The organism is Butyrivibrio sp. AE2032 (assembly GCF_000702965.1).
Genome location: NZ_JNLF01000005.1, coordinates 1,979,600 through 1,992,684, shown reverse-complemented (window position 1 = coordinate 1,992,684; position 13,085 = coordinate 1,979,600). Strand labels below are relative to the sequence as shown.

The 13,085-nt window shown below is 48.5% G+C and carries 8 protein-coding genes; 2 read left to right on the top strand and 6 right to left on the bottom strand.

The features are described 5' to 3' along the window. Positions 1-4: 4 nt before the first annotated feature. The 6 genes from BO18_RS26320 to BO18_RS26295 all read right to left on the bottom strand — a co-directional run bounded on the left by BO18_RS26320 (position 5) and on the right by BO18_RS26295 (position 8,683). Positions 5-1,768 carry a putative bifunctional diguanylate cyclase/phosphodiesterase gene (locus BO18_RS26320; protein ID WP_051689199.1) on the bottom strand — a complete coding sequence of 588 codons (1,764 nt, stop codon included), beginning with the start codon at positions 1,766-1,768 and terminating at the stop codon, positions 5-7. Between the two features lie 226 nt (positions 1,769-1,994). Further along, entirely contained in the window at positions 1,995-3,389 is a 1,395-nt protein-coding gene (locus tag BO18_RS26315) for a C45 family autoproteolytic acyltransferase/hydolase (protein ID WP_034450750.1), read from the bottom strand. Continuing rightward, positions 3,389-5,824 carry an ABC transporter permease gene (locus tag BO18_RS26310; protein WP_034450747.1) on the bottom strand — a complete coding sequence of 812 codons (2,436 nt, stop codon included), beginning with the start codon at positions 5,822-5,824 and terminating at the stop codon, positions 3,389-3,391. Before BO18_RS26310 ends, BO18_RS26315 begins: the two co-directional genes overlap by 1 nt. Position 5,825: 1 nt before the next feature. After that, the gene (locus BO18_RS26305; protein WP_034450745.1) at positions 5,826-6,584 is read right to left on the bottom strand and encodes an ABC transporter ATP-binding protein; all 759 of its coding nucleotides are present in this window, start codon (positions 6,582-6,584) and stop codon (positions 5,826-5,828) included. A 102-nt stretch (positions 6,585-6,686) separates the two neighbouring features. Further along, positions 6,687-7,997: a sensor histidine kinase gene (locus tag BO18_RS26300; RefSeq protein WP_034450743.1), complete on the bottom strand. Its 1,311-nt coding sequence runs from the start codon at positions 7,995-7,997 to the stop codon at positions 6,687-6,689. Then, a complete protein-coding gene (locus BO18_RS26295; protein WP_034450742.1) occupies positions 7,997-8,683 on the bottom strand; it encodes a response regulator transcription factor in 687 nt (228 codons plus the stop codon). The genes BO18_RS26300 and BO18_RS26295 overlap by 1 nt, the downstream gene beginning before the upstream one ends. Before the next feature lie 358 nt (positions 8,684-9,041). On the opposite strand from BO18_RS26295, the gene BO18_RS26290 reads away from it, so the two are divergent. Next, complete coding sequence (locus BO18_RS26290; protein ID WP_034450739.1) at positions 9,042-9,749, top strand: ABC transporter ATP-binding protein; 708 nt, start codon at positions 9,042-9,044, stop codon at positions 9,747-9,749. A gap of 12 nt (positions 9,750-9,761) precedes the next feature. Continuing rightward, a complete protein-coding gene (locus tag BO18_RS26285) occupies positions 9,762-12,461 on the top strand; it encodes an FtsX-like permease family protein (protein ID WP_034450737.1) in 2,700 nt (899 codons plus the stop codon). Positions 12,462-13,085 lie beyond the last annotated feature (624 nt).

The following is a 13,085-nucleotide window of genomic DNA, read 5'->3' as shown; positions in this document are numbered from 1 at the left end:
GGTCTTACTGCGGGATGTCGTAGATCCCTTTCGCGAGCCTTGCCTCGAATTCCTCAACGGGCAGCGGCCTGTCGAAATAATATCCCTGGGCTATCTCGCAGTTGTTAGCTTTAAGAACATTGAGATGATGTACCGTCTCGACGCCTTCAGCGATGCATTCGAGTCCCAGCTGTCTTGTCATGGATACAACGTGCCTGAACATTATGCTCCTCACATCGCTGCCGCCGTCAGACTCTTCAGGAAGAAAACTCTTATCAACCTTAAGCGTGGTCCAGGGGATGTCCTTTATGAGATTCAGCGATGAATAACCTATGCCGAAGTCATCTATGGATATGTCGAATCCGGTGTTGCGGAGACATGTCGCTATTCTCTTGAGGTCCTCGAATTCCACTTCGGAAGTCGACTCGGTAAATTCGATGTCGATCAGTTCATGCGGTATTTGATAGCGGTCGACTATCTCGGCGATAGTCTCCGTGAGGTAAATATTTAAAATATGTTTTCTGGAGAAGTTGATCGATACCGTTATCAGCTCCTTGCCTTCGTCTGCCCAGCGTCTCATGTCACGGCACACACATTCGAGCATATGAAAATCGAGCCTGCAGATCTCGCTTGTCTGTTCAAGAACAGGGATAAACTCAAATGGCGGGATCACCTTTCCTCCGCGGAACCATCTGCACAGAGCTTCCGCACCCACCAGTTTTCCGTTCTCAACGTTGACTTTCGGCTGATAGAACGGCCTGAACTCTCCCTTCTCAAGCGCCTCGGAAAAGTACTGCTGGATCTTCATGCTCTTTAGCTTATTATCCTGGAAAGAGTCGTCATAGAAGATGATATTATCCATACCACCGTTCTGAGCCACGCGGTACGCGTTGATGATGCTGCCCATGATCTCGTCGGTCTGCGCATCATGATCATCAGGTATACGGAAGAATCCGGCACTCGTTGATACGTTCACCGCAACGCCTTTGGGAGTCCTGATCTCCGTCTCGGTAAGAAAATCCACCACCGCTCTGGTCTTGGAGGAAGAACATATTCCGATGAAATTATCACCGCCCAGACGCGCAAGATATCCGTCTTCACCGATGATCTCCTTCAGCGTGTCGAAATGATTCTTCATTATCATGTCGCCCAAAGGTCTTCCAAACCTCTGATTGATCAGGGAGAAATGCCTGAGGTTATAACGGAAAGCGAGCTTGTTTGCCGTCCTCTTCTCTTTGACTTCCCCATCAAGGTATTCTCTCCAGTTTCTGAGATTGGGATAACCGAGCTCATCGAAATACGCAAGTTCAAAGACGACTTTCTTCAGCCTGTTGCGGCTGACAAAGCTCAGGACAGTCCTCATTACGAGATCGACCTTCCGCTCCTCATCTTCTGTCAGCGGTTCTTCATCAGGAACCATGTAGACCATGATCGTGGCACTGGTCATTACGCTCGTGACGACACGGATAGACTTGATCTCGCGTCCTTCTTTGCCTGTATCGAAACAGCAGAGTGTCTCGCCGGCGCCCTGCTGCTCTTCCTGACTGTTCTTAAATACTCTTGTTTCGGCCTTGGAAAGCCTAAACATTAGACAGATCTCTATGAGAAGATTTTCGATGAGTTCTACATCAATGCCGTTAGTATCGGTCATGGCGGAAACAAGCCGTGCATAGAGAGTATAGAACAGATAATCTTTATCTGCCTCATCATGCGGGATCGCACTGCCGGTAAGTTCTGTCTTAAAGACATCAGTACCGACCGATCTCGGAGTAATTTTGTTTTCCGGCATCCCGCTCTTCATGTTCCACCCGTATCAACGGTTAACCGGCCGTTGATATTAATAAACAACTCTTGTCTGCACTTTACCCTATCCGCTCAAATTTTTTTTAGCGGAATAGCATGATTATAACATGCGGTGCGGACAATTTGCATTAATGCGCGGATGGTTTGCAAAGAATTAACAATGCGGAAGGTCCTTACGGGACCGGTTTTCCGGTACGGGACCGGAGGTATCCTTACTTTCCTATCACACAGACTTCGATGAAATCGGGCTTGTCGACCACACCCTCAGGACCGCTGAAAGCCACCTGTACCGATCCTGTGTGATAGTCGACCAGGATCAGCTGCGCGCTTCCGTTGCCGTGAACATTATCGACCTTATACTGATCCACGGTCTCCTGTGTGATAAGGTCCTTGACATCCTTGGGAGAGAACTTATCCACAGCCTTCACCCACTCGTTGTACTTGGCAAATCTGACCGTGTTGTGCGCAACGCCCGTAAACTTGTCCTGGTTGCCTTTAGAAGTAAATGAATTGACGATGCAAAGAGAGTCCGGGCTGTCCCAGGAAAGTTCATCAAATATCGGTGTATCACAGTCGCGGAGTATCGATCTGCCCGCGCCCTGATCAGCGATCTGGCTTACAACGTCTTCCGCACAGAATGCATCATCCGCATCCGTGGTAAAGATGTTGTGGCACCATGTGAAATCACCGCTCTCTGAGACCATGAATCCGCCGAGCTCTCGCGCGGATGAATACTCTTCCAGAGCATACCGGAGTTCCATCGTATAACATTTCTTGCCTTCGTACACAAAAGCTTCCTTCTGGACGGAGCCGACATCGAGGATGGCTGCAAAAACGCCGTCGTCATTAATGCCGGATATGATGTCTAAAAGTCCGAGAACTGAGATGGCCGTAAGCGAACGTGAACCGTTCTTCATGTGGGTTACGGCGTTGATCATTCCCATCTGATTGCCGGAGCCGAGATTCCACTCCAGATTCCTTAATGAGATCCTGTCACCCGTAACGGTCTTGCTTCCCCACAAAGAGAGTGCGCTGCAGCATGTCGGGCGGAGAGCGTCGGGGATCATGTGCATGAGGACCGCCTCCTCATAGCTCAGCACGCTGTCTTCTTTGATGCCGTGAACACCGCCGGATATGGCCTCCGCGAAAGCGGAGATCTCTTCCTGATATTCAGGTCTCATGGAAGCGAAAAGTGTCTGCTGTCTGTTTTCGACTGCGTCCGCGGAGAAAGAACCGCCGTATGCCATTCTTATGTTTTCGAAAAGGTATGGCTCCATCGTTGCGATGAACTCAGGAAGCTTCTCTCTTATCAGCGAGCCGTATGCGGCGCCGGCTTCTGCCCTGCTGCCCTTCTCGTAATCCAGTGTGACATCGTAATAACTCGGCATCACCTTTATCTCGCAGAGTCCGTCATCAGATGTGAACACGGTCAGCGGTTCTTCGACGGTTCCCGCGTCAGTATATTCGCGCACCTGCTTTGTGTTGAATGAATCGACGGGAACCATAGGCTTATCCCCGTCCACCGCTATGGCAGTTGACGTACCGCATCCCGTAAGGAGCACGGATGATAAGAGCAATGCAGCTGATGTCTTTATAATGCTTTTCATTATTCGTTTCTCACTTTCCAGATCTGGATCCTGTCCGTGATCTTTGTTATCAGGCATGTTACTAGAGCAAGCCCGGTCATTACGCAGACGGGTATGATGATAAAGTTGCTTACGGGCAGAACCTTGAGATCAAATCCTCCACACTTCATGACGCTCTTAAAGAGGCTGCCAATGAGGAAATTTCCACCGGTCTGCATAAAGACGTAAGTGAGCGCCAGCGAGAATCCCGCAAGGATCATGAGCCTTAAGAAATGCCATGCGCGTATGACGCCCCTTCCGAATCCCATGCTCTTCAGCAGGGCTATATCCGCCGTCTCCTCGTCAATGAAGATGTTCTCGTAAAGCGCAGTCAGAAGTGCCAGAACAACTGCGCAGATAAGCGATACGATGAGGATTATCAGATTGAACATCTGCTGGTATCCGACAAGGAAGTAAGCCATGATCTCGTTGTTATACAGGAATGTTATCTCGCCGTCGGGATAGAGCGACTGCATCCTTTCGATAATCTCATCGTGCTGATCTTCAGGAGCATCTATCTTGCAGCTGAAGAAATCACCGTCCACTATGAGCGAACCTTCAAAATCGTCGCCCATATAAAGCCTGGGGTTGTTGTTTCCAAACCTGTCTACGAGCGCCGTTACTATAAACTCCTCGCTGACCTTATTAAACGTCGTGTGATCAGGTGCATACTTATCGTACTCAACGGTTATGGTGTCACCTATACTGATGTTTTTCTCAACGGCGTTGTAGTAACCTATCGCAACTTCATTTCTGAGCTTAGGGGCATTGCCCTGAAAAATCTGCATCTCCGATGTGGGAGCATCACTCCACGAGAGTTCGCATACCACCTCGCCGCCTTCGTATCTCATGATCGCAGTTCCTACATTCTTGACAGTTATCACCGCAGGAATGTCATTCGCTTTGAGATTCTCGTTGATGATGTCTATTGCACCCTGAAAGCTTCCCGAGCCGCTGTAAAGCTTTTCATAGTATGCATCATCGATCTCGAGCAGAAAATCAAGTCTCCCATGCTGGAAATATCTGTATGCATAATCCGTGGTCATGATCGTATCGTTGAGTCTTACCACGAACATAACGATGCAGATCCCCAGGATATACGCAAGGATCAGAAGGATATATCTCTTGAACCCTCTCAGGATGTCGCTGACCGCCATGAACAGCGGTACGGGAAGATGCTTCTTTTTGTTGAGCGACAATCCGGGAAGAGCAGAGAATCTCTCGCCCCTGTTCTCGCCGTGTATCGCATCGATGACACTGATCTTATTCATTCTTCTGAGAGCGAAGAAACTGAACAGTATGATGAGAACGATAGTTGCAAGACTTGCAGCCAATCCGATCACGATCATCATCTTCACGTCCGGATACATGATATGCATGACGAACCTGTTGAAGAGAAGTTTGCTCAAAAAGAATCCCAGTGGAAGTCCGATCACACCGCCTGCCGCGGCAAAGAAAAGATACTTCACTATGAAGAGCGTCTTATATGAAAGAGACCATACGCCGATCGCCTTCATCATGCCGATCTCGCGTTCCTCCCTCTTTATGGCGGACTTGAGACTGAAGTCTATCGTTATCATCGTCATTGCCATAACGGCAACTGCCACGACCAGCATGCATGTCGTAACTATGATCGCGAAAAGACCGTCATTATTGATGAAGATTACTCGCGATGCGTAACCTTCCGCATGATAATCCTCATATTTGAGTATCAGATCGGTACATGAATCTCTTAATGTGGTGACATAGTCCTCAAGTCCCGGAATGACAGAAGCCGTAAACACCTCGGTCTTGACGGGACATTCCGAATAGAACTTTTCCTTGTCACGGTCTGACAGATACATCCTGTCCACCTGAGTGGATGCAGGGTTCTTATAGATCACCGATATCACAAACTCATACGTGTTTCCCAACTGGGATGTGATCCTGATCTTTTCTCCAACTTTGAGATTAAACCTGTTTGCGAGGACCTGCGATACGGCGACGCATCCGTTCTGAACTTCGAAATAGTTATTGTCAAAATCTATCGGAATGTCATATTTATCAGGCATGCCGGTTATTATCATCTTTGAGGAATAATGAACATTATCCGCTATGTCATTGCCGATGAGTTCGATGTTCGCAAAGTTCAGCACAACTGCCTCGCTATATATGCAGTCTGTTATTATCGGTTTGCTCAGGATGTCATTCCTGACCCTCTCGATGTGTCCTTCACGGTCGGAAACACTTCTGTCGACCAGGAGCCAGACGTCGGATGATTTGCACTTCGCATAAGTATTTTTTTCGCCGCCGAAAAGCGCATAGATCAATGTCGATCCGACGACCATGAAAGTGACGGCCGCTATCATGAATATAAAGGTTACGATATTAAGACCCGGCTTGTCCTTAATATCTCTTTTCAACATCCGGAAATACATATTACCAGCCCATCTCTCCCAACCAGTTTCTTACCTTGCGTTCCCTCTCATGGAGATCATCGTCGCCTTTCTTTCCAAGGATCAGTTCTCCCTGGATATTGCCGTCCACCAGATATATGATCCTGTCCGATACCGACGCGACTCTCTCGCTGTGAGTAACCATGAGCACCGTCGTTCCCATTCTGTTCGCATCGAGAAGCCTCTCCATGACTTCGTTTGAAGCCTTGGAATTGAGAGCTCCCGTAGGCTCGTCAGCAAATATGACCTTCGGGTGATTTATCAGCGCCCTGCAAAGACATGCTCTCTGCAGCTGTCCGCCGGACACTTCCGTTATCTCACGGTCAGCCTCATCTATGATGCCGAGTTTTCTCATCAGTTCTTCGGCATCCTTCCTTACCTCTTCCCTGGGCTTTATCTTCGCCTGAAAACCGGGAAGGATGATGTTGTCGATGATGCTCAGTTTCTTCATCATGTACATCTGCTGGAAAACAAAACCCATCTTGAGGAGCCTTAAGCTGATGAGCTCCTTGTCCTTCATGGCAGTCAGCTCCTGACCGTCGAAGAACACGCTTCCCGCGGTGACATTATCCATTCCGCTGACCGTGTAAAGGAGCGTCGACTTGCCCGAACCCGAAGGTCCCATGACAGCGACGAACTCGCCTTCCTCAACCTTGAAATTCACGTTTTGAAGTACGTTATTGCTTTGTTTATTTACTATATAAGTCTTACAAAGATCCCTTGTTTCAATAACAGCGCTCATGCTGATACCTCCATTTATCATCTTCGAGCTCTATTCTGAAACTGAACTATTAAAAAATCCTTAAAGCGTCGAAAAAAATCATGTCCGGAAAAGCAGCTTCACTTACAGCGGAAGGAAAACTTCGAATTCCGTTTCTTCCGTCTCTTCGAGATAGCGCACTTCGATGTCGCCGCCGAGCTTGCGCGCAATAAAGGATGCCTCATATAAGCCGAGGCCGTTGCCCTCCACATCCGCGGCATTGGAACCGCGCCAGAAACTGTTGAACACATACGGCATCTCGCTGTCGGGGATGCGGCTTCCGGTGTCGCGCACCGAGAAGATGTAACCGTCTTCCGTCTTGTCAACGGTAATGGTGATGCCGCGGCCGTCACCATACTTGATAGCATTTTCCATGAGCTGCGTAAGGATCCTTGTAATGCCGCTTTTATCGGAATTTATCATGACCCGGCTCTTCGTCTCGATCTTATAGGGAATGCGGAGGACACTTAAGCGGTTATCGTATTCGCGCTTTATGAAATCCTCTATCTCCGTAAGATAGAATGCCTCGACCGAGGGCTCGAAAACGACGACGCCCTTTGATGCGCTGTCGAGAAGGTCTTTGACAAGACCCGTTATGTCGTCGGCATTTTTCGTTATCTTCTCGGCAACTTCGGCATCCTTTGCATCGGGAATGCCGTCTTCACGGTAAAGACCGCTCTTGATCGCTTCCGAATAGAGCTTGATGTTCGCGACCGGTGTCTTGATGCCGTGTGCGATCGTGGATACCAGTGTGAGCTGCTCTTTCTCGAGCTGACGGAGTTTTCTTGTGTCTCCGGACAGACGGTCACGCAGCATGTTCATGCCCCATATGTATCTGCCGAAATATCTGTTTTTCGACTCGGGAAGGGCATCCGCATTTTCGTTCCTGGCAATGCGCTCCGGATAGTCGGAAAGCCTGTTGAACGGCATTATCACTTTACAGTCGATATAAACAAAGAAAAGAACGGATACGATAAAACATGCCGCGATCAGGATCTCGCAGATGACTATGGTCATTGCGGCATGGTCATCTTTAAAAGAAAAAACCAGAAAACCTTTTATTTCTCCGTCTTCCGAAAGACTCCATACGGAATTACCGTTCAGAAGATTCGAATACGGACCGCTGACGTTTTCAGCCTTTATGAATCTGATGTCTGACGGCACGTTGTTCCTGCCATATTCGGCTTCCCAGTCATTTGAAGAGACGAGAGCATCAAGTTCCGCATCAACATCGGATAGTCCCTTGGATGAGAGATCACCTGCAACACGGTTCATCAGCGTATGCCTCTGCCCTTCAGTCCTGTTCTGCGACGAAGTGACAAACATAAAAGCCGCAATACCCAAAGCAAGGAATATTACCAGCAGCAGGATATACTTTCCGATATATTTGCGCATCAGTCCGAAGCCTCGCCGAACTTATAGCCGACACGCCATACCGTGTGTATGTATTTCGGCGCCTTCGGATCGTCCTCGATCTTTTCCCTCAGCCACCGTATGTAAACGGTAAGTGTTGAGATCTCTGAGATGCAGTCGGCACCCCATACGGCATTGAACAGCACTTCCTTGTGTATAACTTTGTCGGGATTCTTCAGGAAATATATGAGGATGTCGAGCTCCTTGCCGTTGACCTGTATGAGCTTATCGCCTTTGCGGACCGTCATGTCATCAAGATCTACCCTGATGTCTTTGTAGGAGAGTTCCTTGTGTTCTTCTTCAGCACCGTAGTTGCGGCGCAGGATGGCTTTTATCTTGGACGAAAGGACAGGGAAAGAAAACGGCTTTTCGATATAGTCGTCGGCGCCGACGTCGAGGCCCAGTATCTTGCTCTGGTCATCATTCCGGGCGCTCATCATGATGACGGGAAGTCCCAGGTCCTTCCTTAAGATCCTGAGGGTCTCATAACCGTCGAAGCCCGGCAGCATGACATCGAGGAGCATCAGACGGAACTTCCCGTTCTTCAGGGCATTGAGCCCTTCCTCTCCCGTGGTCTTCCAGATGACAGTAAATCCGTCACGCACCAGGAAGTCCCTTATAAGGGCTCCCAATTCCTCATTATCTTCAACGATCAGGATGTCTGTCATGTCTGTATCTCCGGCCGAAAACTGATTTTTCTGCATTATACCAAACAAAGAAACTCATATCCCGAAAAGAGATGTGCAGATTGACACGAGACTGTCATTGACAATAACACACGCCTCATGTTAAATTCAAAACGTGATTCCCATGGGGGAGTAGCAAGCGCCTTAAAAGCGTAGCAAGTCAACATACTGACCTTTCCGGTCTGGCTTGTTTTAAATTGCGAGACTCATGTATAGCCTAACTATACATGACGTTATATATCTTTCGATAACCCAGGTATAGTTTTGTTATACTTGGGTCTTTTGTTATTTCAGAGACTTTAGGGAATTTAAAAATCTATAAAGTCTAGGAGTAACAGTTATGGCAGACAATTTTCTGGTCATCAGGGATCTGATGAAGAGTTTCGGCACGGGAGGTGCCAGGCAGGAAGTCCTTCGCGGAATGACATTTACCGTGGCTAAAGGAGAATTTTGCGTACTGCTCGGACCTTCAGGATCAGGCAAGTCAACACTTCTCAACATCATCGGCGGTATAGACACGCCGGACTCGGGCTTCGTCAGCATCAACGGCGACAAATTAGAAGACATGAGCGAAAAGCAGCTCACGGATTACAGAAGAAAGCATTTGGGGTATGTCTTTCAGATGTATAACCTCATCCCCAACCTCAACGTGAAAGAGAATATCGAAGTCGGCGCATTTCTTTCGGACAGCCCGCTCGACGTGGAAGAGGTCATTACCATCCTCGGACTTCAGGAACACAAGTACAAGTATCCGAACCAGCTTTCAGGCGGACAGCAGCAGAGAGTTTCGATAGGACGCGCGGTAGTCAAGAATCCGGACATCCTTATGTGCGACGAACCAACCGGTGCGCTTGACTACAAGACGAGCAAAGAGATCCTCGCTCTCATCGAGGAATGCAACAGAGTTTACGGCAGTACGATCATAATGGTCACACACAATGAGGCCATCAGATACATGGCTGATCACGTGATCAAGCTGAGAGACGGAGTTGTCCGTCACAACGACATAAATACGGATAAGATCCCGGCTTCCGAGCTCGAATGGTAAGGAGGCGGCATCATGAGAAATCCATTGATAAAGCGGATCCCGAAGGAGCTCGCTTCCGACTGGCATAAATATCTGGTCATCATCCTGTTCATGGTCCTCATGATCGGCGTGATCTCGGGTATGTACGTCGGACGCGAGAGCATGATCGCCGCAATAGAAGCCGGCAAGACCGAACTCAATCTGGAAGACGGACGTTTCGAGCTGTCGCACAGAGCATCAGACGAATTGCTGGACAGCATAAGCACCGGCGAAAAGGCTGACGTCAGGCAGTATTTCATAGACAAGGGGATCGAAGAAGCCGACCAGAAAGTGGCTGACGCGGTCGAAGAGGAACTCCGGTCACAGGTTACAGACGCCATCAGCGAAGGGGTGCGCGCGCAATGCGAGGCGTTCGGCATAACTGATGAGGACATGATCCTGGCTCAGATCGACACTGCCATGGAGGAGAATTTCGAAGAGGCGCTTAACGAAGCGCGCAATTCCGATGAATTCAAAGATGCTGTTGCCGATGCGTATGAGGAAGCCCACAAGGAAGTTATCAAGGCAGTCGATGAGGAATGGAGCGAAATAGAGGAAGAATACAAACTCAACGATCCGTCCTTTTCTCCCGTCCGGGTAAAGATATACGAGCACTTCTACCACAATGAAACGGAAGACAACAACAATGACGGCGAGGAAGACTCGACCGTAAGGATCTTCAGGAGCGATTCGGTCATCGACATGGCTTCGGTCATCGAAGGACGCACTCCTTCTGCCGAGAATGAGATCGCCATCGACAGGAATCACGCCGAGACCGTGGGAGTCGGTGTCGGAGACAAGATCACCGTCAGCGGCAAAAGTTACGAAGTGGTAGGACTCCTTTCATTCGTCAACTATCTCACAATGCATGAGTCGAATACGGATCTGATGTTCGATGCATTCGGATTTGACGTTGCAATGGTCACGCCTGAGGCTTTCGAAAAGCTTACTTCCAGGATCCACTACAACTATGCATATCTTTATGAAGTCAAGCCCGACGGCAAGATCGAAGAGGCAGACTGGTCTGATTCCTTTTTGAAGTCACTCATCACACAGTCTCTCGTATACGATAATGAGATCAAGGATTACCTCCCGACATATTTAAGCCAGGCAAGGAATTTCGCACCCTCCGACATCGAGGGTGACTCGACCGGCACCGGCATCTTCTGCTATATCCTGATAGCGGTCATAGCATTTATCTTCGCCATCACGATAAGCAACACGATAGATAAAGAAGCATCGGTCATCGGTACGCTCCGCGCTTCAGGCTACAGCAAGGGAGAACTGATCGTCCACTATATGTCGATGCCCGTCATCGTTACGCTCGCCGGCGCGGTAATCGGCAACATCCTGGGTTACACGGCATTCCGCGGCATGGCGGTAAAGATCTACTACAACACCTACAGTCTTCCCGTACCGCGTCTCGTATGGAGTTCGTCGGCACTCGTAAAGACAACCGTGATACCGCTGCTCCTGATGTTCCTGATCAACCTTGCCGTCATCGTAAAGAAACTTCAGTTAAGTCCCCTGCAGTTCCTGAGGCACGACCTTGTAAAGACCAGACGCGCCAAGGCAAGAAGGATCCCTTCATGGTCCTTCCTCGGACGTTTCAGGTTAAGAGTGCTGTTCCAGAACATGCCTAATTACGCGGTGCTCATCTTCGGCGTCATACTCAGTGAACTCATGCTGTGTTTTGCATTCGGACTTACGGACTCCCTTGCTAATTACGGGGACAGGGCACCTGACATGATGTTCGCTGACTATCAGTATATGCTCATGGACTACAGGGACGATGACGGAAACATCATCTCGACAGATGAAGAGAGCGCCGAAAAGTTCAGCGCCGTTTCCCTTCTGTACCCGAAAGAAAAGAGCAGCTTCTCGAGATTCGACGGCATGGGCAGCGGCGGCGACGAGGGCGTTACCGTATACGGCATCAGCCAAAACAGCTCATACATCGATATCCCCGAAGGAATGCCCCGCGGCAGTGTATCGGTCTCGAGCGCATTCAGGGATAAGTTCTATCTGAAGACAGGCGACACCATCACGCTTCACGAAGAATACGAGAACAGGTCTTATGAGTTCACGGTAGACAACGTCGTCGACTACGAAGGCGGCATCGCGGTATTCATGAGCAATGAGAACTTCAACAGTATTTTCGACAGAAAGGATGATGAATTCTCCGGTTATTTCTCCAGAAGCGAGATCACCGACATCGATGAGCAGGACATCGCCACCATAATTACCGTCGATGACATCTCGAAAGTCACGACTCAGCTCATGCATTCAGTCGGCGGTTTTATCGAGATCTTCAAATACGCGATGATAGTCCTCGCGGCAGCGCTCATTTATCTGCTTGCCAAGATAATCATCGAGCGCAACGAGCACTCGATATCCATGGTCAAGATACTCGGTTTCAGGAACAGCGAGATCGGCTCCCTGTATATCATCCCCACCGCCGTCGTGGTCGTTCTTTTCACGGTCGTAAGTCTCGCGGTCGGATATCTGCTCATGATATGGATCTTCCATGTGTTCATGCTCCAGATGGACGGGTATTTCGCATTCTACATGAGCCCCGCATCCATGATCCTTTCCGTCCTTTATCTGCTCATCGGATACGCATTCGTATCGATGATAGACTTCTTAAGGATCAGGAAGATACCGATGGACATCGCGCTGAAAAACGTGGAGTAATAAGGGCGGCGTGAACAGTCTGCACAGTATTGGACCGGGGTATCGGAAATGAGTTATTTTTCGATACCTCGGCTTTTCACAGGTATCGAAAAAATGATTTTTACCGTTATTTCGAATACCTTGCAAATTATCCCGAAGGCCTTATTTTTCGCGACTTGGGATAAAATTTAAACGGCAAATTATCCCAAACTTTCAAAAACACTTCACTTGGGATAAATCCATGACTGATATTTATCCCAAACCGTCCAAAAACCTTTTCGCGGGATAATTCCATGCCCGTTTTTTATCCCAAAGTCTCGAAAAATGAATAAACGGGATAAATTCAGCATATTGCATCCTGACCATGCTTTTGCTTTTTCGAAAAGTATCGAGAATGAATAACTTTTCCCGGATTCCGATACTTTGCTTTTCCCAAGGTATCGAAACAAAGCACTTTTTCCCAAATTTCGATACCCTGCTGAACCGCAGGTATCGTTATTGAGATTTTTCTTCCGAAAACGATACTTTTGATCTCCCACTGATATCGTTTTTGAAGACTTTTTCCTGAAAACGATATCTTGCACAGTCAACAGATATCGTTATTGAGGACTTTTTCCGAAAAACGATATCTTTGCTCTCCCGTAA